This is a genomic window from Flavobacterium fluviatile (assembly GCF_010645065.1).
Lineage (GTDB): Bacteria > Bacteroidota > Bacteroidia > Flavobacteriales > Flavobacteriaceae > Flavobacterium > Flavobacterium fluviatile.
In genome coordinates this window covers 34,190-59,918 of the sequence record NZ_JAADZW010000009.1, presented here as the reverse complement: position 1 = coordinate 59,918, position 25,729 = coordinate 34,190, and the positions used below count along the sequence as shown (strand labels likewise).

The 25,729-nt window shown below is 39.6% G+C and carries 21 protein-coding genes; 7 read left to right on the top strand and 14 right to left on the bottom strand.

The window, feature by feature from the left end; genetic code table 11:
• Positions 1-13 precede the first annotated feature (13 nt).
• The 6 genes from GXM17_RS11290 to GXM17_RS11265 all read right to left on the bottom strand — a co-directional run bounded on the left by GXM17_RS11290 (position 14) and on the right by GXM17_RS11265 (position 5,267).
• Complete coding sequence (locus GXM17_RS11290) at positions 14-2,518, bottom strand: TraG family conjugative transposon ATPase (RefSeq protein ID WP_163399443.1); 2,505 nt, start codon at positions 2,516-2,518, stop codon at positions 14-16.
• Positions 2,515-2,847 (bottom strand): DUF4133 domain-containing protein, encoded by a 333-nt coding sequence (locus GXM17_RS11285; protein WP_163399442.1) that lies wholly within the window; start codon positions 2,845-2,847, stop codon positions 2,515-2,517. The genes GXM17_RS11290 and GXM17_RS11285 overlap by 4 nt, the downstream gene beginning before the upstream one ends.
• Positions 2,848-2,856: 9 nt before the next feature.
• The gene (locus tag GXM17_RS11280; RefSeq protein WP_163394886.1) at positions 2,857-3,162 is read right to left on the bottom strand and encodes a DUF4134 domain-containing protein; all 306 of its coding nucleotides are present in this window, start codon (positions 3,160-3,162) and stop codon (positions 2,857-2,859) included.
• A gap of 281 nt (positions 3,163-3,443) precedes the next feature.
• Positions 3,444-4,076 carry a conjugal transfer protein TraD gene (locus tag GXM17_RS11275; protein ID WP_163399441.1) on the bottom strand — a complete coding sequence of 211 codons (633 nt, stop codon included), beginning with the start codon at positions 4,074-4,076 and terminating at the stop codon, positions 3,444-3,446.
• Positions 4,077-4,078: 2 nt separating this feature from the next.
• Positions 4,079-4,495 carry a DUF3408 domain-containing protein gene (locus GXM17_RS11270; RefSeq protein ID WP_163399440.1) on the bottom strand — a complete coding sequence of 139 codons (417 nt, stop codon included), beginning with the start codon at positions 4,493-4,495 and terminating at the stop codon, positions 4,079-4,081.
• Positions 4,496-4,499: 4 nt separating this feature from the next.
• The gene (locus tag GXM17_RS11265) at positions 4,500-5,267 is read right to left on the bottom strand and encodes a ParA family protein (RefSeq protein ID WP_163399439.1); all 768 of its coding nucleotides are present in this window, start codon (positions 5,265-5,267) and stop codon (positions 4,500-4,502) included.
• Between the two features lie 648 nt (positions 5,268-5,915).
• On the opposite strand from GXM17_RS11265, the gene mobA reads away from it, so the two are divergent.
• Together mobA and mobB are read left to right on the top strand one after the other, a co-directional pair.
• On the top strand, positions 5,916-6,353 hold the full coding sequence (mobA, locus tag GXM17_RS11260; protein WP_163399438.1) for a conjugal transfer protein MobA: 438 nt from the start codon (positions 5,916-5,918) through the stop codon (positions 6,351-6,353).
• Position 6,354: 1 nt separating this feature from the next.
• Positions 6,355-7,653, top strand: coding sequence for a conjugal transfer protein MobB (gene mobB / locus GXM17_RS11255; protein ID WP_163399437.1), 1,299 nt, complete (start codon positions 6,355-6,357; stop codon positions 7,651-7,653).
• Positions 7,654-7,661: 8 nt separating this feature from the next.
• Here mobB and GXM17_RS11250 read toward each other — a convergent pair whose 3' ends face one another.
• Positions 7,662-8,234 (bottom strand): hypothetical protein, encoded by a 573-nt coding sequence (locus GXM17_RS11250; RefSeq protein WP_163399436.1) that lies wholly within the window; start codon positions 8,232-8,234, stop codon positions 7,662-7,664.
• Between the two features lie 205 nt (positions 8,235-8,439).
• Between GXM17_RS11250 and mobC the strand changes: the two genes are divergently transcribed.
• The gene (gene mobC / locus GXM17_RS11245; protein WP_163399435.1) at positions 8,440-10,449 is read left to right on the top strand and encodes a conjugal transfer protein MobC; all 2,010 of its coding nucleotides are present in this window, start codon (positions 8,440-8,442) and stop codon (positions 10,447-10,449) included.
• Between the two features lie 67 nt (positions 10,450-10,516).
• Here mobC and GXM17_RS11240 read toward each other — a convergent pair whose 3' ends face one another.
• The 5 genes from GXM17_RS11240 to GXM17_RS11220 form a co-directional block, all read right to left on the bottom strand.
• Positions 10,517-12,580: a type IA DNA topoisomerase gene (locus tag GXM17_RS11240; RefSeq protein ID WP_163399434.1), complete on the bottom strand. Its 2,064-nt coding sequence runs from the start codon at positions 12,578-12,580 to the stop codon at positions 10,517-10,519.
• Positions 12,581-12,586: 6 nt separating this feature from the next.
• Complete coding sequence (locus tag GXM17_RS11235) at positions 12,587-14,011, bottom strand: DUF3945 domain-containing protein (RefSeq protein ID WP_163399433.1); 1,425 nt, start codon at positions 14,009-14,011, stop codon at positions 12,587-12,589.
• An 81-nt stretch (positions 14,012-14,092) separates the two neighbouring features.
• On the bottom strand, positions 14,093-14,401 hold the full coding sequence (locus GXM17_RS11230) for a helix-turn-helix domain-containing protein (RefSeq protein ID WP_163399432.1): 309 nt from the start codon (positions 14,399-14,401) through the stop codon (positions 14,093-14,095).
• 227 nt (positions 14,402-14,628) lie between these two features.
• On the bottom strand, positions 14,629-15,480 hold the full coding sequence (locus GXM17_RS11225; protein WP_163399431.1) for an RteC domain-containing protein: 852 nt from the start codon (positions 15,478-15,480) through the stop codon (positions 14,629-14,631).
• Between the two features lie 88 nt (positions 15,481-15,568).
• Positions 15,569-18,004 (bottom strand): bifunctional aminotransferase class I/II-fold pyridoxal phosphate-dependent enzyme/GNAT family N-acetyltransferase, encoded by a 2,436-nt coding sequence (locus tag GXM17_RS11220; protein WP_163399430.1) that lies wholly within the window; start codon positions 18,002-18,004, stop codon positions 15,569-15,571.
• A gap of 242 nt (positions 18,005-18,246) precedes the next feature.
• On the opposite strand from GXM17_RS11220, the gene GXM17_RS11215 reads away from it, so the two are divergent.
• From GXM17_RS11215 to GXM17_RS11200, 4 genes are all read left to right on the top strand, one after another.
• Positions 18,247-18,630, top strand: coding sequence for a DUF7793 family protein (locus GXM17_RS11215; protein WP_163399429.1), 384 nt, complete (start codon positions 18,247-18,249; stop codon positions 18,628-18,630).
• A gap of 44 nt (positions 18,631-18,674) precedes the next feature.
• On the top strand, positions 18,675-19,619 hold the full coding sequence (locus GXM17_RS11210; protein ID WP_163399428.1) for a helix-turn-helix domain-containing protein: 945 nt from the start codon (positions 18,675-18,677) through the stop codon (positions 19,617-19,619).
• Between the two features lie 80 nt (positions 19,620-19,699).
• A complete protein-coding gene (locus GXM17_RS11205; protein ID WP_163399427.1) occupies positions 19,700-21,241 on the top strand; it encodes a MauE/DoxX family redox-associated membrane protein in 1,542 nt (513 codons plus the stop codon).
• Positions 21,242-21,326: 85 nt separating this feature from the next.
• On the top strand, positions 21,327-21,596 hold the full coding sequence (locus tag GXM17_RS11200) for a DUF6520 family protein (protein ID WP_163399426.1): 270 nt from the start codon (positions 21,327-21,329) through the stop codon (positions 21,594-21,596).
• Between the two features lie 72 nt (positions 21,597-21,668).
• On the opposite strand, the gene GXM17_RS11195 is transcribed toward GXM17_RS11200, so the two are convergent.
• Together GXM17_RS11195 and GXM17_RS11190 are read right to left on the bottom strand one after the other, a co-directional pair.
• Entirely contained in the window at positions 21,669-24,323 is a 2,655-nt protein-coding gene (locus tag GXM17_RS11195) for an alpha/beta hydrolase family protein (protein ID WP_163399425.1), read from the bottom strand.
• A 10-nt stretch (positions 24,324-24,333) separates the two neighbouring features.
• Positions 24,334-25,725, bottom strand: a complete 1,392-nt coding sequence (locus tag GXM17_RS11190; protein ID WP_163399424.1) for a RagB/SusD family nutrient uptake outer membrane protein — start codon at positions 25,723-25,725, stop codon at positions 24,334-24,336.
• Positions 25,726-25,729 lie beyond the last annotated feature (4 nt).

Genomic DNA, 25,729 nt, shown 5'->3' with positions numbered 1-25,729 from the left:
AAAACGTTATTGATTATTGATTTTCCTGCTCACGACGCCTTATGGCAATCTGTTTTATCGCGAGCTCTACATTTCCGCCAAGTTCCTTGGCAAGCTGCATCACTTCCATTTTTTCAGTTTCTTCGGTCGTGTAGGCCAGATACTCTTCAAGACTGACTTCGGTGGCATAGACCGCGGAGTGCGTTCCGCCAAGCCCGATCCAGACTTCCTTATAAAGCCGTGATGCATCATTGTTCATATTGATGGACAGCACCTGCGCCTTTTCCTTGTCCGTAAGGCCGAGCATGGCCTGAATGTCATCAAACTTGTTCATGTATTTGCGCTGGTCGAGCAGGATCTTGCAGTCTGAATTGTTGATGATGCTTTCTTTGACAATGGGCGACTGGATAATGTCATCCACTTCCTGGGTCACCACAATGGCCTCACCAAAGAACTTCCTCACAGTCTTAAAAAGGTACTTGATGTAGTCGGCCATTCCTTCCTTGGCAATAGCTTTCCATGCCTCTTCGATCAGGATCAGTTTACGGATGCCCTTGAGCCTTCTCATCTTGTTGATAAACACTTCCATAATAATGATGGTCACGATTGGAAACAGGATTTTATGGTCCTTGATTGCATCAATTTCAAACACTATAAAGCGTTTGGACAGCAGGTCGAGCTGCTTATCGGAATTCAGCAGGTAATCGTATTCGCCTCCTTGGTAATAAGGCTCCAGCACGTTTAGGAAATTGGCAATGTCAAAGTCTTTTTCCCTTACCTGCTTTGCTTCCAATACCTGACGGAAATCCTCCTTTACGTAACGGTAAAAACCATTAAAAGAAGGGAATGCATCAAGTTGTCTGATCCTTTCAATATAGCCGCTCACGGCATTGGAGAGTGCCACTTCCTCGGAGCGCGTGGGAGGCTCGTCATCACGTTTCCATAAAGTCAGTATAAGGGTTTTGATGCTTTCCCTTTTTTCAATATCGAAAACCCCATCATCGGTATAAAAAGGGTTAAAGGCTATGGGATTGTCCTCAGTGTAGGTAAAATATACCCCATCTTCGCCTTTGGTTTTTGCTTTGATAAGCTCGCATAAACCCTGATACGAGTTGCCGGTATCCACCAGGAGCACATGCGAGCCTTGCTCATAATACTGCCGTACCATATGGTTGGTGAAAAAAGATTTGCCGCTTCCCGAGGGGCCGAGTATGAACTTGTTGCGGTTGGTAATGATACCTCGTTTCATCGGCAGGTCCGAAATGTCCAAATGGATCGGTTTGCCCGTCAGCCTGTCCGCCATCTTGATACCAAAGGGAGATGGCGAATTATGGTAATTGGTTTCCTCTGTGAAGAAACACAAAGCCGGCCCGATAAAAGTGTAAAAGCTTTCCTCGCTGGGGAAATCTCCCGCATTTCCTGGCATTCCCGCCCAATACAGTGTAGCGGTATCAGTCGTGTTATGCCTCGGCTTACATTCCATAAGGGCCAGTGCGCTCCCGCAGTCGTTCTTCAGCTGTTTGAGTTCGGACGGGTCCTCCGACCATGCCATGATATTGAAATGCGCGCGGATTGAGGAGAGTCCAAAAGAATGTGCCTCGTTTAAATACCGTTCTATCCATTCTTTGTTGATCTGGTTAGCGCGGCTGTAGCGTGCCAGCGAGTGCATGTTTCGGGCTGACTTTTCAAACTTCAGCAGGTTCTCCTCGCTGTTGTCCAAAAACAGGTACTGGTTGTAAATGTGGTTGCAGTTCAGCAGCAGCCCCACAGGCGCGGCAAAAGAAAGACGGCAGTCACTGCGGTCAGTGGACAGTTTTTCATATCGCGTATCAGCCGATACAGATGATGGCAGGTTGTCGGTGTCAGAAAGGGTATGCAGGCACAGCCTTTTGTTTCCGACACGCACCTCTTCGCTGCCCAGGGCAATATCCTGCAGCGGGGTTCCAATTTCCCTTGAAAGGGTCAGGTACTGTTCCAGCAGTCCCTGTCTGTCTTCAGATCCAATAATATCGTCTTCACTCATCCGACTTATTTTGACAAATCCGCAGTCGTTTATAATGCGCTCAAACTGCGCCACGGCTTCCATAAAACGATGTATGGCTTCTTTATCCCTGATTTCTTTTGGTATCAGTGCACCTTTGCACAGCGAGGAGAAATTGCTCTGCATCCTCATGCGCTCTTTGGTGGTCTTGGTTAGAAACAGGTAGCAGTAATGGTTCAGGAACGGACGCTCATTAAAGTGCCGCTGATAAGACCTGGCCAGAAAACTATGGTCATCTTTATCTAATTCAGGATCATAATTTTCCCTGATGTACCAGTCCTGTTTATGGACGATCGTGAAATCAGGCAAGGTCTTAATGGCCTTGTGCCAGGCAGAATGAATCGCTTCATACTCGGCGGAGGCCACCGTGAAGAGTTCCGGCAGCCGGACTTCAAAGCAGGCGGTAATATCGGCATCCTTGGAAAGGATGCAGTTGTTCTCTACTGCCAGCAGCGGAAATCTGCTTTCCAGTGTTGTGGTCTTGGCTGTATTTCTCATACCGTAGTGGGTTTAGGAGTTGACCTTAAACAGCGACGTGGTGGTTTGCGGCAGATGATGTAGCAGGGATGCCTTTTTTTTGCACCGATTTTCATCAGTCCGTGTTCACCGTACTTTCTGTTGAGCGAGAAGGTCTGCCATACAATCAGCGAAGCACCGCCTGCCCCAAGAAAAAGACAGATATAGGAACTGGTTCCGGCCATATACAGGATCATGACCAGGATAAGTATTGCCAGCAGTCCGCCCGCGAAAATGAAAAGGTACTGCGCCTTGAGCCCCCTGAATTCAACTGTCCTTCCAATACCTTTGTTAATGTTGTACGTATCCATAGTGCAGGGTTAAAGGAAGAAGGAGCGCAATATTGTAGCCGCTACAATAAGGAAGATACAGGCCCCGAACCAGCTTGCCGCAGTTTTTGAGGTGTCGGGATCACCGCTGCTGAATTTGTTATACACTTTAACCCCGCCAATTAACCCTACTACTGCGCCTATGGCATAGATAAGCTGAGTGGCAGGGTCAAAATAGGAGGTGACCATCTGGGTGGCTTCCGTGATACCTGCCGTACCATTTCCCTGTGCAGATAACTGAAAAGATGACAGCACAACGATTGCTGCCTGCAGGATTTTTTTTCTTTGTTTTTTCATCATTAAACACTTTAGATTGTTACTGTATTCCCGCACTATGCGGGCTCTGAGGACAAAAGTGTGATGAAAATTGAATGCCCACAGTGAAGTGGCTTTCTGTGGAACTAATTGGCAGCCAGATGTAGGAAATGTAATTTTGAGGCAAAAAAAACGCCGAAACTACAGCGTTTCGACGTTTAAATTTTTATTTAAAAGCAAGTGATAAAATTAGCATTGTTGTGTCCTTTAGCACTTAATTCCCCTAATAAATCAATCATTAAATAATAAAGGGGATTTTGTCCTCAGACAAAATCCCCAATATCAAAATCATTGAAATCATTTTTCCGCAGATAAGAAGAACCGGAATCCTTTTCAGAGGAAAGGCTACCGTCCAGCAGCTCTGCTATTTTTCGGGAAGCACTTTCCATGGAGTTTTCCAGCAGGCTGAATAATTCGGTTCCTTGTATTTTTTGAACTAATGCAATGGCTGTTTCCTTTTGGGATGGCTCCAGCCTGTCCTTTATTAGCAGCATCCCTACAGCGCTTAGTTCCTCGAAGGTAACCCCTTGGGCAAAACCGTCATTCCATGCCGACATTCCATAACCGTTCCATTCTTCTTCCTCCTCTTCCAAATCGGGCTGATTTCTGAAAACATCGTCCAGTTCTTCCTGCGGAATTTCTATATCAAAATCTTCTTTGTCGATTTCAATATCAAAATTACCGGTTTGTTGTTTCTTGCTGCTGCTTGGGCGCTCAGGGACACTTTTTGGCGTCGAAAGGCATTGTACCGTTTTAGGCTGTCCCATAACATTGGGCAGTTTATGATTGGGTTCCCCCCGAACAGGCTTTTCCTTTTTCCTTATCTGAATACTAATTTTATCATGCAGCAGCAAGGCTATTACAACCAAAAGGCATATCAGAATCAACGTTTCCATAATTAAAATATAGGTTTATACTTATCATTAAAACTTGAGATAATCTGCTCGCCAAACTCCTGAAAATGATATTCGAGCAGATTGTCCAGATACGCGTAAATGCTGATCTTATCCTCTCCAATAACCTGCACAATACGGGTAAGCTTCTCATGAAAATCTGGCCGAATATATACTGTTTTTCCTTCACGGGCATTGGTTTCGGACTTTTTAAAAAAGAGGCTTTCGTAATTTTCTTCAGCTGGTTTTTTGATTTTGGCGCGCTCTTTTGGAAAATCTTTTTCCTTGGATTTTTTTATCACGTCTCTAGGTTGCTCGGAAGGAAGCTGCAAACCTTCTTTTTTTACGCCCTCTACCATCAAGTTCATCATCATCTCCTCGTTTATTTCAGGAATGGCTTTTTTGTTATTGTATTTTTCCATGATGCTATAATTGGGTGATTTGTAAAAATTCTTTCATAAACTGGTCCAGACGGCAAGTGCTCATCAGCCGCTCATCAGGGGGCATCAGGGTGGAACGAAAAACAGTTCTGGCATCTGCTTCGCTTTCTTTGCGAAAACGTGTGCTGTTCATGATCTGGCAATCCATTAGGCTCAGGCCCAGCTCATCAATAAGTTTGTTATAGACCTCGTACAGAGGGGAGCGTTCACGGCCGTCTACCTGATTCCAAAACAGGTTAATTGTTTTTATGGACGTATCCCCTTTTTTCATAATAACATCCTTCATAAGCTGGGTAAAAATAAGGGTGCTTTCCATCACCACACGGTCCGCTGTGATCGGCGTAAAAATGTGATGCATACCCGCCAGGGCTTTCAAAATGCCAGTAGTGTTTACTGTTCCCGGAAGATCAAAAAAGATATAATCAACAGGAGCTGATAGAGAATCTACAAAGTCATGTGCCGCCTGAAGCACTCCTTCGGCTTTATGCTGAAAGATCGGATACGCTTTCTTGTTGATAGCTGTAAACTGCCTGAAAGCAGTCTTTTTTAAAAACTCATTTTCCATGACCATTGCTAAATCACGTTCTTTCATTTTCATGAGACTGTGCTGCGGGAAGTCGGCGTCGAATACCGCCACATTGTAGCCAAGGCGGTAATGAAGGGTACTGGCGGCAAGCGCCGTAAATGTACTTTTGCCTACACCTCCCTTTTGGGAGGAAAAAGCAACGAATACGGGTTGGTTTTCTGTTTTCATTTTTTATGTATTTAATATTTACTTATATCTGTGCGCACAGTTGTATGTACCTTGGTGGACCTTTCAGTGTGCACTTATGCACTTGGCCGTATGCTTGCATGATGTGGTATTTATGTATTTACAAGAGTAGATGCATTTTTATCGAGTTATATACATTGGTATGTATTTGTGATTCTATTTAAATACAAACCCAAATCTGTAAATCTGGCCCTGTGCAGCTGCTTACATAATTGATAAATTACGTCCCAACATACTTACATCCCTGCGCCTTTTTGCACATACAAAGAAATGCAGGTATATATGTGCTTCATTTTAGATGGCACTAATTGGCGTTCAAAGACTTTTTTTGGTATTCTGTTGATTTATAGTGCTTTGATAGAGAGTGCTTTCTTTTGTACTGTGATATTAGTAACGGACTTATGCAAAAACAAATAAACATTTCTGGCAATAAAGAGGACAGCGTCAGGCTGTCTTTCCCTCTATATTTAATCCGTCCCGAAGGGCGGATTTTTGTGTTCGCCAGAACACGGCAAGTTGTGTTTTGAGGCACTCGAAACTGAGTTCGTGCCCCAAAACAACTTGCCCTTCCGGGGGCTGGAAAAACCTTCCGAAGTCAGGTTTTATTAAAGAAGTTATAATCGATTTAAGATGAAAGAAGAAAATAAAAGAAGAGGCGGCAAAGGGGGCAGGAATCCGAAAATTGATCCCAGCATACACAGACATGTTTTTCGTCTGACTGAAAAGGAAAATGCGAAACTGTTATCGCTATATGAATCGTCGGGAATGCACAATAAGGCAAAATTTATCATCTCACTTTTATTTGGAAAAGAAGTGAAGACAGTTAAAATAGACAAGGGAACAGTTGATTTTTATATGCGGCTGACCTCATTTCATAGCCAGTTCCGGTCAGCAGGAGTAAATTATAATCAGGTTGTGAAACTTTTGTACCGTAATTTTTCGGAGAAAAAGGCGGCAGCGTACTTGTACAAGTTGGAAAAACAGACTGCCGAATTTGCCGCATTGTGCCAAAAAATTATCCTGATAGTACAGGAATTTGAAGATAAACATTTTAAAAAGCACCCTTAAAATGATAGCAAAAATTGGAAGAGGCAGCAATTTGTATGGAGCATTGGCATACAATCAGCTCAAAGTACAAAAAGAAAAAGCACAGGTCCTGTTTACCAGCAAGATGATTGAAACTGCAACTGGCACATATTCAACTGCACAGTTGGCACGGTCCTTTGAGCCTTATTTGCTGGCCAACCGCAATACGGAAAAACCAGTACTGCATATTTCACTTAACCCTGACCCGAAGGATAATGTCAACGATGAAAGATTTATCGCAATAGCAGAGCACTACATGCAGGAAATGGGATACGGGCAGCAGCCTTTTGCAGTATTCAAACACACCGATATTGAGCGTGAACATATCCATATAGTAACAATCTGCGTGGATGAAGAGGGCAAGAAGATTTCGGATAAGTTTGAGAGGAGAAGATCTATGGCTGTTTGTCGCGAACTGGAAAGAAAATATGAACTGATATCCGCGCAGGACAAAGCACATAGACAGCAGGACAAAATTTTCAAGCCGGTAGATTACAGGGCAGGGAATGTCAAAAGTCAAATAGCATCGGTAATCAGGCACCTTCCCAAATACTACCAATTTCAGACTTTGGGCGAATACAATGCCCTTCTTTCGCTGTTTAATATCACTACAGAAAAAGTGGAAAGCCAATTACACGGAAAAATCAGGCAGGGCTTAGTATATCTTCCATTAAACGAAAATGGAGAGCGGGCAGGACATCCGCTGAAAGCTTCCTTATTTGGAAAGAATGCAGGACTTTCCGCTTTGGATGTCCATTTTGGCAGATGCAAAAAAGCTTTAAAAGAAAATTCAGGAACATTAAAACTTAAAGATACAATACGGATTGCATTACATTCAACTGATAACGAAATGGATTTTAAAAATAAGCTAATCCAGCAGGGCATAAATACAGTAGTTCGCAGAAACGAAACGGGACGTATTTATGGCATCACTTTTATTGACCATAATTTCAGGACAGTATGGAACGGTTCGCGCTTAGGAACAGAATTTTCAGCTAACCCTATTAACAAGCATTGGAGTAATAACTTAAAACAAAATGCAAAGGAATCGGCAACAGCCAGTTCAAAAAAAGTTGCACATAATTTTGATGATCTTCCTTATGAAAATCCATATAAACATTTAAAGTTTCTCAATAATGAAACTGGTGTTGTAAGCCAGGAAAACAATTCTTCATTAGAAGCTTTCGGAGGGATGCTGCCCGAAGCGCATGGGGAAGATTATGCGGAGGATGCTTTTGCTGCTAAAATGAAGAAGAAAAGAAAACGGAATAGGGATAAATAAATATAATGTTATAGTAAACATGCAACTATAAAGATACTCTCAATCCCAAAGCATAACTCCAATACAGGATCCTCGGCGGCATGTGTCTTAAACTGGTATATACCATAGATATATAATGAACAAATTATAAATGCTCCCCAGGTAAGTCCAATGTAAAAAGCACCCTGTTGTTCTCCATAATCGAACATTGATGAGACTATTGCTTTTAGCACTAAAGCGGGTATAATGCAAGATATAAGTACACAGAATGCCCATGGCAATATCCAAAGCTTGTTGTTCTTTGCGCGCAGACCTATGACAGTTCCTTTGAAGAAATAAATGATGCAGAAAATAAGGTAGGTAAATAACAGAGCAAAACCCAAAATTCTAAATTGGCGGGTTTCTTCTCCTAACAGATTTTGGGACAATACAAATCCGGCATAAAAAGAGATCCCGACAATAACAGCAATTTTTAACACAAAAAATAGTAGGGAGGCTATCCCAAACATTAATCCCATTGCAGCCTGGCTTTCCTTTCTTGCCAGAACCTCATATTCTTCATCAGTTTCTCCCGGTAATGCATCCCGATTATCGTAACTCATCTTAATTGTGCTTGTCAGTGAATATTTAATAATTGTAAATGGTTGATTTACATTGCTGTAAAATTAATAAAAAAAGCAATATGAATTCTGAATCTCATTTTATAGAATAAGCAACAGACGGTCAAACAATTCCAATATCTGCCTCAATAGGAAAGCGGCATGTCCCAGCATTTAAATTCACTCCCCAAACATTAAATATTTTAAAATGCAGGGTGAAGATGATTTAAGAGGGCTTGCCAAGATAATGGCTTTTATGAGAGCAGTAAGTATTCTGATAGTACTGATGCATTTATACTGGTACTGCTATGGCTTTTTTCTGGAAAGGGGATGGGCAATAGAAACCATTAATACCATTTTAGGCAGTTTCGACCGTAAGGCAGGTTTGTTTGCTGCTACACTTTATACGAAAATTTTTGCGGTATTATTATTGGCTTTAAGCTGTCTGGGAACAAAGGGAGTAAAAAATGAGAAGATTACCTGGCCGAAGATCTACAGTGCTTTTGGCATTGGCTTTGTACTTTTCTTTTTAAATACCCCGCTTTTGAGGCTGCCAAACCAAACAGCACCTTTCTTTTATATTCTGACTCTGGGATTGGGCTATGTAGCTTTAATGCTGGCGGGAATCTGGAGCAGTCGTCTATTAAAAACGAATCTAATGGATGATGTCTTCAACAACGAGAACGAGAGTTTTCAGCAGGAGACCAAACTCATGCAAAATGAATTTTCGGTCAATCTTCCCACCAGATTTTATTATAAAAACAAATGGAATGACGGTTGGATTAATATTGTAAATCCATTTAGGGCAACAATTGTCCTGGGTACACCCGGATCTGGTAAATCATATGCGATAATTAACAATTATATCAAGCAGCAGATTGAAAAAGGCTTTTCAATGTATATCTATGACTTCAAGTTTGACGACCTTTCCACAATTGCCTACAATCATTTATTAAAACATCATAACAAGTACAAAGTCAAACCAAAATTCTATGTGATCAACTTTGATGACCCAAGAAAAAGCCACCGGTGCAATCCCCTGAATCCCGATTTCATGACCGATATTTCGGATGCCTACGAGGCTGCATATACCATAATGCTTAACCTTAACAGGAGCTGGATACAGAAACAGGGGGATTTTTTTGTAGAAAGCCCGATTATACTTTTGGCCGCCATTATATGGTTTCTTAAAATCTATGAAAATGGAAAGCACTGTACGTTTCCGCACGCCATTGAGTTGCTGAATAAAAAGTACTCAGACGTATTTACTATCCTTACCTCATATCCAGAGCTGGAAAATTATTTATCACCATTCATGGATGCTTGGCAGGGCGGGGCGCAGGACCAGCTGCAAGGCCAGATTGCTTCGGCCAAAATACCACTGTCACGTATGATCTCCCCAAGCCTTTACTGGGTTATGACCGGAGATGATTTTTCGCTGGATATTAATAATCCCAAGGAGCCGAAAATTCTATGCGTAGGTAATAATCCCGATCGTCAGAATATTTATTCTGCAGCATTAGGATTGTATAATTCACGTATTGTAAAACTGATCAATAAAAAAGGGCAGTTAAAGAGTTCGGTTATCATAGATGAGCTGCCAACTATATATTTTCGCGGTCTCGATAATCTTATAGCTACTGCCCGTAGTAATAAAGTTGCTGTCTGTTTAGGATTTCAGGATTTTTCACAATTGAACCGGGATTACGGGGACAAGGAAAGTAAGGTTATCCAAAATACAGTGGGCAACATTTTCAGCGGTCAGGTGGTGGGTGAAACAGCGAAGAGCCTTTCGGAACGTTTCGGTAAAGTATTGCAGAAAAGACAAAGCATGAGCATCAATCGAAATGATACGTCTACCTCAGTATCTACCCAGTTAGACAGCCTTATACCGGCTTCCAAAATTTCTACATTGACGCAAGGTTTTTTTGTCGGAGCTGTGTCGGACAATTTTGACCAGCGAATTGAGCAGAAAATTTTCCATGCTGAAATTGTTGTAGATAATGCAAAGATTGCCGCTGAAAACAAAACCTGTCAAAGGATACCACAGATCTTATCCTTTGTTGACGAAAGCGGAACAGATGACATGAAAAAAGAAATTGATAGCAATTATAAACAGATAAAAAGAGATATAATTATCGTTATTGAAATGGAACTAGACCGTATTAAAAACGACCCCCAATTACAGCATTTAGTGCAAAAAGAGCAGAAAAAATGACCATCAATAATTTGATGGTCATTCCTGCGTATCTACCTTATATTTTTATAAATCATTATAAAACTTATCATTTACTGAAATCAAAAAAGCTTCCCGCTTTTTCGTTTAATGCGATGCAGGCATTGAATTTCTTTCCTGTTTTGCTTTTCATGTCCTTTATTAGGGATGTTTTACCTTTATTGACAAGATTGTCAATTTCAGATAAGCTTAAATGAACTCCACAAATATTTCTGAACTGTATCCAGTTGCATGCTTCATCTTTGCATTTGACAATTTTATCACTAATAATAAGTTGGTGGATTTTGCACTTTGGACATACAAGTTGGGGGATGTTGCTCTCTGCAATAGAAGTTTGTAGTAATTCAGAAGTGATCAAGACTGTGTATGTTCTGATATCGTTTTGAAAAGCTGCTGCATCATTGTGGTTATTCTCAATTTTCTCTAAGGCAGCTTCCCAATCTACCGTCATACTTACATCGGCAATTTTCTTGTCTTTTACCAGTTCATACACTTTTAGTCCTTTCGGAGTAGGTACCAGTGATTTTCCTTCCCGTTGTATGTAATCACGAGAAAAGAGTGTCTCTATGATGCCAGATCTTGTTGCTGCCGTACCAATACCCATATTTTGTAAAGGACTGTATTGTTCCTTGTTCTCGACTTCTTTACCGGCAGTTTCCATTGCAGATAAAAGTCCTGCCTCTGTGAAGAGAGCCCGAGGGTTCGTTTGCTTTTCCAGAACGCTAGCTCTTTTTATTTTAAGTTCATCACCAATATTCAATTCGGGAAGTTCTTGCTGAGGGTCATTGTCATAAAAACTGCCCCTGATCGCACGCCATCCTGATTCTAGAATTCTGCTTCCCCTCAGGCTGAAATCATAATGTAAAACCTGTAATGCAATTTGGGTTACTTCCTTGATACATGGCTGTGAAATTGCTTCGAGCATTCTAAAAGCAATCATATTATAAACTGCGTTTTCCTTTGCTGGCAGGGCAGAAGGTATTTTCTCGGTAGTCAGCAGGCCATGATGATCGGTTACACGCAGGTCATTCACTATGCGTTTGTTGAATTGGCCCCATTTAACTTTGGACACTGCCTGCCTGAAGGCTTCGCGGTCCAGCAAAACTCTGATCAGTCCGGGAATTTCTGCCCACATATCTTCAGGAAGGAATCTGCTTCCGGTGCGTGGGTAGGTAATAAATTTCTTTTCATAGAGGCTTTGTGCAATATTTAGCGTTTCCTCCGCAGAAAGATTAAGTTTTGTACTTGCTTCTTTTTGCAGGCCAGTCAGATCAAACAGTAAGGGTGGATGTTCAGCCATGTTTTTGGTTTCTGCAGCTGTGACAAAAGCGGTATTTCCAATCCTTGCGATTGATTTTAACACGTTGTCTGCCGCTTTTTTATCTTCCCATTTGTTTTGTGACAGGCTTTTAAAGTCAGTGAATTCTTTGGAATGTAATAATTCTAACTGCCAGAATTTCTTTATTGAGAAGTTTTTATTTTCAAGATAACGCCTGCATATCAAACCGAGTACAGGAGTCTGTACCCTTCCAAGTGAATAGATTCCATCACCTGCGGCAATGCTCAATGCCTGCGACGCATTGATCCCTAATAGCCAGTCAGCCTGGCTTCTCACTTGTGCACATTTATACAGCGCGTCAAAATCACTGCCGGGCTTTAGATTGTCAAATCCCCGCTTAATAGCTTTTTCAGTAAGTGAGCTAATCCATAGTCGCTCAAATGGCTTACTGCATTTGAGGAACTCGTAGATGTTTCGGAATATTAATTCACCCTCACGTCCGGCATCAGTTGCTGCAATAATCTTTTCACTCAGGCCAATAGCACGTTCTATTATTCTTAGCTGCTTTTTCGCTCCTGGATCAACAGCATGGCCTTTGTTATTTTTTGTTTTACGGATCGTCAACAAAAAAGGGTTTGGCATTATCGGGAGTGCTGATTTCTGAAATCCTGAAATTCCGTAATCTGCCGGCATACCCAGTTCTAATAAATGTCCGAATGCCCATGTAACAAAATAGCCGTTACCGGTCAGGTAGCCATCTTTTTTTTCGGTGGCTCCGAGCAGTACGGCTATTTCCCTTGCTACACTGGGCTTCTCTGCAATAATTGTTATCATATGTTATTACATTTTACGCCCTTTTGATTTAGCAGGTGCATCGGATTCTTCCTGATGTTCCTGCTGTTTTTTTTCATCAGGAACTGTTTGCCCTGATTTTAAAGGTTCCTTTATGTTCTTAGTTGCTTCGTTCGTTTTGCCTTCGGAATTGACTGCGGTTTGTGTTTTATGTGCTTCCGAAGGTTTTATTTGTTCTTTGATTTTATCTGGATTTTGGAATGAAAATTCTGTTTTATTGGTTTCTTTGTTGTAAGTGATATATCCATTATATTCCTTGCCTTTTTTATCCACGAGGCCGCTGATATAAACCGTGTGGCCCTCTTTGAGCTTTTGATATTGTTCATTATCGAGTTCCTTGTCCCTAAAGTTTTTTGGTGCTCCCTGAGTTTGGTTCTGCTGGTTGTTAGGAGTATTTCTGTCAAAGAGAAATTCTACAAAGCGTTTATCGGCATTGAACTGAACCGATGCATCAAACGTTTTTCCTTTATTGGAGACCATACCTTCTATTGGAAGCGGTTTACCTTCCAGCAATGTTTGCTTTTGCTCTTCGTTAAGCTTTACTCCTTTAATTTCATCAGGGATTTTAATGAAATCCGTGCGCAGGGCCACCACTTCATTGGTTAGTCTGTCTATACTGATAATGGAGGGGCTGATTTCATTGTTTTTCGGATTGGTGAGATTTACTATTCGTCCCATATTGCCACTTTGCAGAAGATTGTCTTTATCTTCCTTGCTGAACTCATGACCGAAAAAAGGAAAATTCAGATTGGGTGATTTTCGGATGCCGTGAATGGCCAGCACGACCTGTCCTTCGTCGTTTTGTTTAAGGGATAGGCGTGCATCCATTCGGGTTATGGCAGTACCCAGGTTAAGGCTTACTGGTACAAGCTCATTTGTTTTGTATCCCTTTAGTAAAGGATCAAGCAAATTTAGTTTTTCAAGTTTCTCTTTGCTTAAGCCAAGATTGTTTAATGTTTCCCAATCGATCTGTTCCGGTTTGTATTTGTATTCGCTGGTTTCCGGATTTGTCTGTGTTGTTTCCATATTGTTTTTATTTTCTTGTTTATATTCCTTTTTTACTTCGTGCTGTTTCATTAATTGTTCACCTTCAGGTGTGGGATGATCTAAGTGTTTCTGCATATCTTTTGAAGTATCAACAGCCAGCAGCGCCGGGATTTTGAAAAACGAAAAATTAGTTGGGTTTTTCAGCTGGCTTAAAAAATTCGAAAAGAAATTCGAAAACAAATCACCCTGTTTATCTACCCGCATAAACTGATTCTCATTTTTCCGGGTAGGATCAACGGTTTCCAGATTGCCATCTTGGTCAATGCCTTTTACGGCCAGGATTTTCTTTTTCTCTTTATCGAAAACCAGCAGTATATCCGATAATTCTTCGTGAGTACTAAGTGTCTCTTTAATTTGTTCACTCATAATTTTAAATTTTAAATTCATTGGCGAAATTAAATAGTGAAAAAGTGCTGACTAAAAGCTGGAACCTTTTGGCGCCATTTTTCATTGGCTGTCATATGTTTTTGGCATTCGCAGATTAAAACTCTCTCGGATGAACTGGTGTACGTCAGATAATTTATAATAGATTTTTCCACTGATAGTGTAATAGGGCAGCCTGCCCGAAGATCGATACCGCTGAAGTGACCTGGAACTTATTTTCAGCATTTGCAATATATCCTGATTGTCCAATAGCTCTTCTCCGTCAACACTTCCGCGCTTTTTTTCAAGTTCATTTATATGCGCGCTCATAAGATCGAATCGTTCTATGATTCGTTCCATCCAGGAAATGAATTCCATTCTGTCTATATTCATGGCTGTGTGTTTTGCATTAGTGAAGCAAAGTTGCTACGTGCAAAATTTTTTCATTGCCAATGCCAGCCAATGTAAAATGCTGTTTTGTGAAAATTTTAACGGTTACACTAATTATACAACTATGTTGATTTGTTGGGACAGATGAACATGCAGAAGCGATTATGTATTATTGGCCACTCAATGCCAATTGCATCACATTGGTAGAGAATTGCAAGTTTCAAAATGCGCTACAGCTCTTTTTCCATGTGCTGTTTAAGCGATGATTTCAGCTGATCCAGAAATATACTTTTGCTGTCGGTCCTGTCTTTCATCCTATGGAAGGCATGATGGACATCACCGAGCTGTATCCTGAACAGCAACTGAAAGACCATACTAATTTTACGAATTCCCGCTTTTCCGTGAGAAATGCTGCCCGATGCATGAAGTGCATAAATTAATTCGATCAGAGCATTCTTTGAATCTGTCCAGAAAAAATCTCTGTTAGCTGTGTTTCCATCTGAAAAAATACTGGTTTGCTGGGTGTCAGGTTCAATTTTAGAGATCAGGTAGCTGTAAAGAAGTTCATTGGCAATTATCCGCGCTACTTTATAATCGTAATAGGTAGAAAATTGAGTGTCAATTTCAAACACAAAACTATTAACTCCTTCATGAAGATCTATTTTTCCCAGACAAAAAAAATGGTGGTCCCATTCGGTTCTTCCTGAGCGATAGTACCGATAGAAGTCAGTAGTATAAAAGTGGTCTTTATATTCCTGTTTTAGCAAATTAAGCTCGTTTGAAAAATATTTGTGATGCATTTTGCCGCTTACAACAGGACAGGATGCTTCAATGCGGAAGACTTTATTATAGAATATGAGTTTTCCGAGTATTTGGGGTTTAATACTTTTAAAAAAATTAATTTCTTCACTTTCATCAGAGAATCCATTTTCTAAAACATTTTTTTTTACCGTACTAAGCAAGTTTCGAAGTACAGTAGTCATATGGTAGGATTTTTCAATTATATGTTCAGGATCTAAGCTGAATTGCTGTTCTGCTTTTCGAATAACCTGAAGTGCGTTCTCACATGTAGATCTTATCATGACAACAGAATTTAGATTTATTTGAACAAGGAAAAGCTGGGGCATTGCTGCCCGGAAATTTATGACGACTTTTCGCTGGAATTATAATTTAGCTCGATAAGCGCGGAATATTGGTTTCATTCTGCAGTGTCTGCATAAGTTCCATAGCGTAGTTATCCCTGGCCTGCACATAAGCCACTTTAGATTTTATAGAAGCACCAATTTTTTTCTTCTCAAAGGTTGCAGATATACCAAAATCGATTCGTCCAATTCCAAGCTCTCTTGCTCGTTTGATCGTTTGGTACAAAAGCTGTCTGTACAAGTTGAAGCCGTCGCCAGCAATGTAGTCCATACCGATAAGTTCAGGCACATACACAATTCCTGAATTTTTATAGCAGAACATTATCCCGATGAAATCTTTTTCAGCTGAATCCTTTAGGGTCAAAATTATGAACTCCCAGTTTGAACAGCTGTTCATATTTTCAAATATTTCCCTACTGTACGAAAAGGTATTTATGGCTAGGTTGCGGTCCTTTACATTGCAATATAACTCGTAAGCCCTTTCTAACTCTGTTTGATTGAGACAATCTTTTATTTGCACATCGTAGAATTTTTCATACGGTACTATTTCCCTATTGAAATGCTGACGGGAACGGGTTGAAAGCAGAGAAGCATAATTGTCAATTGCTGGCCAGTTTTCATTTTCTATAACACATGATTCGGGCATATCAATTCTAAAATACCCTTGGTTTCTTATCATTTCATCCCAGTGGAATCCGGGCTCAAAATCACGCAGAATGAGCATATCCGCCCCTAGAGAGTTGTATGATTCTTCCAGCTTAATCAGGAGCATTCTCAGTGATTGCCCTGCCAGCGTATGACTCTCGTCAATGTAGCAGTGCTGCCCCTCGGTAAATAGCGATCCTATACTTAGTACTTTGGAAGTCATGTGCATAGCATCGGTTTTCCGAATTTCTTCAAGGTGTCTAGATACCGACTCAGTGGACAGCATATCATCTTTCCAGATTCCGAATGTGCAGAAAGTCATTAGGACAACCTGCATGTTTTGGTCGCGGATTATATAATAAAAGAAATCCCATTTATTGGTCTGATCCTGGCTATTGGAGAACGTTTTCTCGAGATACTGCATTCCCTCCCAATCAAGGATATTATGAGTTCCCAAATACTTGTTCCACTCCTGTTTATTGATGTTCTGAATACTTGTTTGTTTTTCAATATGGAGCAGTTCTGAGTGCTGTTTTTTAGATGTGAGTTTTGTACTGATATCCATTCTAAAAGCTTGGCGTATTTTTTCATTACTGCTTCCTGTTTCTTCCACTGCTTTTTGGAAGTGGTAATCCATCGCACGGGCAAGTTCTGTTATATCTTTAATTTGATTATGTGCCGATATAGTGATACGGATTCCCGTATTTTTTATAGGCACAGCGGGATAAATACCAAGGTTAAGATAAAAGCCCTCCGTAAAAAGACGCTTGGTAAAATTATAAGCAGTAGCTGGAGTACCCATTCCTAGAAAGAAAACGGGGGAATCGTTTTCAGAGACTAAGGGCAGGCTGCTGTTTGAAAGAAGGGTACTGAAATGTGCTGTTTTTTTTGCAAGTTCAGCCTGGTGCTCATATATTTCCTCCGATAGATGTATGTCACAGGATGCGATTGCAGCGGCAACTGATGCCGGTTCAAGTTGCGCAGAGAAGGTTAGGGGGCCGCCAAAAGTCTTAATTTTTTCACGTAATTTACGATCGCTGCAGAAAAATGTAGCGCCGCTTGCACCAAAAGTCTTACTCAGCGTACTGACAACGACAATGTTTTCTTCCAGTGCACCAATAGCATCAAAGATGAAACCAGTACCATTTTTACCCTTCCAGCTCATTCCATGAACATCATCAAAATAGAGGTGGAACTGCGGATACTTTCGGGAAAGCTTCATAAGATCCTGTACTGGTGCATAGTCTCCGTACATAGAATAAACGCCATCGGCCATGTACCAGATTTTGCCGGATTTGCCACTGAGCATGCGAATTTTGTCTTCAAGCATTTCGAGATTGTTATGGCGTATCATTTCTACCGGTATTCCTCTAAGCTTAAGGATCTGACAGGCATTTTGCACACTCCAGTGCGACTGATGGTCTAGAATTACTGCATCTTCATCTCTTATCAGGGTAGGTATTATTGCCATATGGCACAGGGTACTGTTCTTAGTTATGATTGGCTGTATATTATACATCAATTCAATCTTGCTTTCAAGTTCTGCATACAACGGATGTGAAAGGTAAGTTTTAGAAAGCGGGAACTGTGTTCCATAATTATTGATAGCGTTTATTGCAGCCTCTTTTAGCCTTTTATCCTGTTCAAGACCCAGATATCCGGTAGTACCGAAATGGAGCATTTCGCTTCCTTTAATTTTTATGGTTCGCCCATTTAGAGATGTACCTTCTGCATGAAGATGTAATAGGCCTTGATCCTTTGCGCTGGAAAAAACAGTATCTACTGTGTCGATAAAATTGTTGTGTTTTATTTTTGCCATTTCTATAAATTTTTTAGTTTAGATTTGTGTTTTTGTAAATGTCTGAAAATTAGATATCTAAAATTCATTATAAAAATTGAAAGCGCTTTTACTTACAGATATTTTATTCCCAATTTGGCAAAGGTAATTCCCGATTTGACAACAAATCACGATGTTTTGCAAGAAATAATCCACATTTGACAATGATAATGTTTCTAAATCTTTATATTTTTGTTAAATTTCAAGTTTAAATAAAACAGGTCATGATCGCCTCACATGAATCTTTTGAAAATCAAAATGCACGTTTTTGGATTGAAAAGGGAATCCTCTTTTTCGAATATAAAGCTAATACAGCAATAGATTTACAAGTCGCCGTGCGTGTAGTTGCAGACAGGATTGCATTTCAAAATGAAAGGCTGCTTCCTATATTTTGTGATACAAGGGGGATAGCTTCTATTGACAAGGCAGCCAGGGATTATCTAGCCAAATCGGGATCTCTGCTTGCCAAAGCAGTAGCTCTCATTGGCGGTGAAAATGTTTCTATGACTATGAGCACATTTTATCTTGAAATAAGCAAGCCTTCGGTGCCAACCCGAATTTTTGACAGCAAGCAAGAGGCCTTGGATTATCTTAAGGGCTTTCTCTAAAAATAAATCTAGTAGCAAGTCGTACATAACTAAAGTTAGAACTAATGAAACGACCCCACAATCGCCAGCGGATTATATCCATGCACAAAATGCTGTTTGAAATGGCACGGGGAAATTTCAATGGACAGATACCTTTGAGCAGCTATGATGATGAGATCGAAACCTTAGTTGTGCTGGTCAATATGGTTGCTGAAGAGCTTAAAGAATCCGCGTTTCATTCAGGATTTGTCAATCCTTATATTACCCACAGGATGGTAACACCTGCAACCTTTATTTTAGATGAGAATCACTACATTCAAGATGTGAACCAAGGCGCCTTGCAAATTTTAGGTTATGATGCGACAGAAATGCTTAAAATGCCAATTCAGGATTTCTTGTGGGATGATTTCAGAAATATGTCTGATCTGGAGAGAAGAGACTTAGAAGATCTTCTTTTAGCAGGTGAAATCATTACGCTAAATTTTATAACCTTCAAAAAGCTGACTGTAACCGCTGTGTGTTCAGTATCCCGGTTATCGCAGGGTAAATTTACAGTCCTTAGTTTTGTTACTCCATTTCTGAAAATCAATGAAAGTACTTCGGAACCTTTCGAAATAAAATTAAACAAACATCATAACTTCCGAAAAACTGATGCACGCCTAATGCAAGGAGTATACGATTACGTATTAGCGAATCTGGCAGAGCCATTGCCTTCTATAAAAGAACTGGCCAGGCAATTCGGTACCAATGATTTTAAACTGAAAGATGGATTTAGATATTTTTTCCATACAAGCATCTACCAGTTTTATACAGAGGAAAGACTCAAAAGAGCATATCTAATGATAGAGCAAACAGATATTCCTTTAAAAAACATTTCGTTTATGAACGGTTTCAATAGCTATCCTAACTTTTCTAAGTCATTTAAAAAGCGATTTGGCTTTTCTCCAAAAGAACTCGGCCGCAACAAAACAGGTGACTTTTTTTCAGCTATTGATTTTAATCCTTCTTAATTAATTATCGCTCCCGATTGTATAAGTGTTATTCTTTTGAAATTCAGAATTTTACATTGTGGAACTCAACGAGCTTAGGTATGACACTTACTAAAAATCAAGAATTTAAAAAATATGTAGTAGAGGGTATTTGCCTTCTCTATACATTGCTTTTTGTTTATGCAGCGGTAAGCAAATTATTAGATTTTGAAAACTTTCAGGTACAGCTTGGACAATCGCCTCTCTTAAGTCCATTTGCAATATGGATATCGTGGATCGTACCAATTGCAGAATTAATAATTGCACTGGCCTTAATTATTCCAAAATTTCGTAGTATAGGTCTTTTAGCAGCTCTAAGTTTAATGATTATGTTCACTACATATATTTTTGTTATACTGCATTTTAGTTCATTTGTTCCGTGTTCTTGTGGCGGAATATTAGAAAAAATGACTTGGAATATACACTTAATTTTTAACGTTGTATTTATTGTATTGGCAGCTATGGCCATAGTTATGCATTTTAAAAACAGGCAAGAGGGTACATCAGGAAATATAAGATTCTTTCCGGTTAGAATCATTTTAATAATAGTTGTTTTCAGTACAGCTGCTATAGTTGTCTTATTTCTCTCCTCAGAAGAAATAATGCATCACCAAAATCCCTTTATCAGGAGGTATCCGCAACATCCCATAGCACTTAAAACGACGATAGATTTAAAATTCAACTCCTACTACTTTGCAGGACATGCCAATCAAAAAATTTATCTGGGCAATTTTACCGATCCATTGCATATGTTGGAGATTGATCCAATTTCTAACCAGAGAAAACGAATAAAAATAATAGTGCACAGCAAAGACAAACATTACAAAATGGTAAAGATTGTCATTAAAGGATCTTATTTTTATCTAATGGATGGCAATATACCTTTTATATTAAGAGGAGGTACAGCCGACTGGAGAATAACAAAAGAATTCAAATCCTGTCCTTATTTCTCCATTGCACAGCCCATAGATAGTTCCACTATTGCTTTTAGGTCAGGCAGGGGTAAAAATGCAGAACATGTTTTAGGTGTTTTTAATCCTGATAGTATTCCAAATAAGAACTATAATGAAAAGCTTTTGCAAAAGCAGTTAGATGGTGTCTTTGATACAGACGGAATACTTATGGGCAGTGAAAATCAGAAGGGCATGGTGTATCTGTATTATTATCGAAATGAGTTTATTGCAGCAGATAAAAAAGGAAACCTTCTTTCTCGGGGGCATACCATTGATACCATATCGAAAGCTCAGATTAAAGTAGCTTTTCTGAAAGATAGAGGAGAGCGAAAAATGGCAGCACCTCCCTTGGTTGTTAATGAATCGGCTGTTATCAGTCAAAATTTACTTTTTGTTCAGTCCAGAATACCAGGGCGTTTTGAACCGGAAAAACTATGGAAACAGGCAGAAATAATAGATGTATATAATTTAAGCAACAATACCTATTTACTAAGTTTGGCGGTATATAAAAGTCAGAATAAAAAACTGCAATATTTTTACGTCACGTCAACTCATTTTTATGCATTAGTAAGCAATGAGCTTATTATTTATGATTTGAAAAAAATAATAAGGAAAGAAATGAAAGATATTGGATTGAGAAAAATTCGATAGATAAAATATACTGGCCGGTATCAGGAATAAGATCGAATACCTGTATAAAAAAGTAGATCAAAGTTCTAATTAAATAATTATTATTATGAAAACGATGTTAAAAAAAATAATGCCCGTTGCTGTTTTTGCATTGGGTATTACCGGAGCTTTTGTAACAACTTCAATGCAAAGTGCTTCTACGGATGCTGCCCCTCAACTAGGGTACATCCTCGATGCAAATAATGAATGTAGTGATGTTGAAGTAACCTGTAGTGATATTCCTAAACAGGTCTGTAGACAAAACGTGACGTCCGGTCCTCAGGCTTTTGCCAAAGATGAGGATGGGAATTGTAATCAGGTTACTTACCGTCCTTAAAACAAATAAGTAACGTTTTTTAAAAAAGAGCAATGCAGTTCTGAAAAAGAACTGCATTGTTTTTTATTAGAATCAGTTCGTTCCATCTCTCACCCATTCAGCAGAATGGTTGTCCTTGAGATAATAATCAAACCATTGCTTTATGCGATTGGTTAAATCTGCATGTTGTAGCGGGTCGCTAATCACATGCCCCTGATTAGGATAAAGCAGCATAATATTTTTTTTGTTTAGCCTTCGCAGGGCAAGATAATATTCTATACTTTGATGAGAATCCACCTGTTCATCCTGTTTTCCTGACCATAGCAATAGTGGCGTGGTCACATTTTGCACATGGTCAATTGGAGAACTTTGCTGATAAAGTAACGGAGCTTCAAAAGGAGTTTTACCCATTCTCCATTGCTGGGTTTGAAAACGCCACATATCAGGTTTTCCGTTATTTTGATTTACCGTCAGGTAAAAGCTTTTTAAATCAGTAATACCGCCTCCTGCAACAGCGGTGGCAAAAAGTGGGGTTTGGGTAATAATAAACGAAGTTTCATATCCTCCAAAAGAATGCCCCGTAAGCCCTATCTTATTCGGATCTATAAGCCCGAGGGAAATCACCTTCTCTGTAGAACTAATAACACAATCCACAGTAGAAGGTCCTACGTTCTGTTTTTCATGCATGATATCAGGCAAAAGGACAAAATACCCCTGTGTAGTATAGTCCGTGATATTGAATCCTATACCATTTATATACCCGGGATTCGTATAATAATGTAGCTCCTTCGATAGTATTTCATAAATGCTTACAATCATAGGATACTTTTTTGTGGGGTCATAATTTGCGGGATAATACAATACACCTTTTAAGTTTTGCTTTTTAGAATTTTCATAGCGAATCAGTTCAGACCTCCCCCAATAATATTTTTTTTGTTGGGTATTGCTTTGCACAATTACTTTTGTGACTGAACCTTTCTTCATAAACAATACCTGCGGAGACAAATCAAACCGCTGTTCCCTGCAGAACAAGTTGCGCTGTTGGGTATCGTAATACAGTTGATCGATGTAGCTATCCTGATAAATAACTTTTTTTGCACCAGTGGCAGAAGTCCATTTAAAAAATCCCGTTTTCCCATCGTCTCCTTCGGCAGTTAAATAAAATCCTTTATTCAAATCAAAATAAGGAATAACCTTCCCCTCATACATAAAATCTAAAGGAGATATATTGGGTCTTGGAGCGATCCTGTATTTAATTTTCGATTCCTTTCCACGGGTTAACCTTCTGTGGGAACTTCCATCAGGAGCAACAGCCCACAGATCATATTGGTCATAAAGCAGAATTTCGCTTTCTTCTTTGCTCCAGCCAGGATTTCCGCAAAGGGCATCCGGTGCCAGGCTTTCTTCTTTCGCGGTAAATTTTCCGCCTATAGCCTGAGTGACATTAGTATGGCTGTCTTTGCTAAAGTTATAAACCCACCAGTTATCCTCTTTGAAATAGGCAATATATTTTCCCTGTGGAGAAGGGACAATAGAGAATGGATGAGGATAGTGTGCTTTCAAAAATAGTTTTTTCTCAAGTGTTTCAAGATTCACCAGATAATAATCCCTGAGTCCTTCCTGTTCATATTGGGGCTCATAAGCTTTTGGATTCGATAAAAGAGCGTATTGCTGTTTGCCCGAAAGAATGATTTTAGGTAAATCCGGGGTCGTTAATGGAACACAAATCCCAACTAAAGGTTTCCATAAAGCAATTCTGGTGCTTTTTTCAGGATCGCCGTTTCTGTATTGTTGAGGATAAATCCATTTGTCATTGGCGTTCCAGACTTCAACCGCTGGCTTTTCTTTTTGCTGTAAAGGATCACTTTGTTTTCTGATGCCGAAAAAGATGCGTTGTAGGTCGTAAGATATGACAAGCTTATAAAAAGAATGGGAAACAATATTGGTCTTAGTTGGAAAGCCCGGCTGTTCAGCTGGATCCAGATGATACAATTGTTTGTTTTCAAAAACATAGTAATAGAGCGAATTATGCGATGCGTTCTCAGAAATAGAAAAACAAGCCAGCGACTTTCCTTCTTTTTGCCACGTAAAATTGCTGAATCTATTTTCAGAATCGGAAACTAAATAGTGCTCGTTTTTGAGATTATGAAGATCAATCAGTAAAAGGTTATGTTTTTTATTAATAATTGTACTGCAAACTAATTGACCGCCGTCCGGACTTAAAGAAAACGATTCTACATTCTGAATTTCCTTCACTGTTTTACTTAATGGTGTTTTTAGTAAAAGCTGTTTCAAAGAGTTATGAATTAGCAGCAGATCATTTGTTTCTGAATAGCTATATTGACTCACCCAGTCTATACTTTCAGATTGTCCGGTTTTTAAATTCCGAATATATAAACCTGTTTTAGTAAGGCAGACAAAGCCATTATTTTTGGTAAAAGTCGAAAAATTGCCATTAGGATAACTATAAGTTTTGTTGGTAGATACATGGCGAACAAACAGCGTATCAATCCCGTTGTCATAGGTTATTTTGTAGCTTACCCAGTTTTCATCAGGCGAGACTTTATCGATACGCAATTCTCCCCATAACTTATAATCGGCTTGGGTCAATTGCTTTTTTTGCACCACCTGCCCCCATAAGGGACAGGCTACTAATGGCAAAATAAATAATAAAACTAGCATTGCGAATAGTCGCAAAATTTTAAACCCAATAAGAGCGATGTACTTTTCTATATCGTAATTGGACATTATTATTTTTTTAATACCCCGGGTTTTGAGGCCGTAGGTTAGGATTGACACTCAGCTCAGTTTGCGGAATTGGGAACAATTGATCTGTTGTTTGCCAGCCTGCCTTTATACCTGATAAAGCAGAATCAAGCTTGTCAAAGCGTTTCAAATCAAAAAAGCGATGCCCATACTCTGTAAAAAATTCCCATTTTCTTTCCTGTAATACAGCATCTAAAATCTCCTCTTTGCTCTCGGCAGTGGTATCCGACAGTCCGGCACGATGTCTGATGATGTTCAGGTCTTCCTTAGCGCCTATTAAATCTCCTTGTTGTGCTCTTGCTTCGGCTCTGATCAGGTATTGCTCTCCAAGGCGAAGTACGATTGAATATTCTTTAGAGGCAGTACTTACTAAACGTTCTTTATATTTATAAGCATGGTACCACGTTGAGGTACCTTTGGTAACGGTTTTAATCCAGCTTGTTTTGCGCAAATCAGTAGATGAAAAAGAATGTACCAAAGCAGGAGTTAAGGAAGTAAGTGAAGGAGGTCCTGCAACAAAAATAAAAGTAGTACCCTCTTTAGTGTTTTGTGTAGCAGTAGCCGATTGCAATTGCCAGATCGTCTCTTTAGAGCCAAGCAAAAAAACGTCGTCTGTTTTCTGCGTTAAGGTATAAACAGCATTTTGGTTAATCAGGGCAGAAGCTTCATTGGACGCTTCTGCAAATGAATTGTTATATAGATAGACCCGCGCCAGCAATGCCCTTGCTGCTAATTGATTGGGTCTTATTCTTAGGCTAGAAGTGTACGTTTCAGGCAATAGAAGTACAGCTTTCTCCAAGTCACTTATAATCTTTTCATATACTTTTTCGGTTGGCATCCGGCTCACAACACTGTTTATTTTGTAATCAGTTTGTGTAATGTACGGAACATCGCCATAAAGGTTCACAAGATAAAAATGCAGCAGTGCTCTTATAAAGAGTGCTTCTCCCTGCAATAGCTTTTTATGTTCTTCCGTTAGGTCAGTACTATTGGCTGTGCCCTCAAGAATCGAATTAGCGGCATAAATCTGATTGTAAGTAGTATTCCAATAATCGCTTACGGAAGAATTAGAAGCCAGAAGAATATTGTTGTAAAAGTTATAAGTGGCATTCGCAGGATTGCCGTAACAGATAAGCTCATCAGTATAATTGCCAAGCTGATTGGATAATCCACTACTAATACCTGTCAATAATCCCTTATCCCTTATTTTGGCATAGATATCAGTCAGGGCAGCAGTGGCAGTTGCATTGGTTTCAAAAACACTCTCGTTGTTGAGTTGGCTTTTAGGCAAATCAACTTCCACAAACGAATCGCAGGAGACAAACCAAAACAAGAAGAAAGGAAGCCGTAGTAAATGTACATAGGGTGGTAATGTCGTTTTCATATAA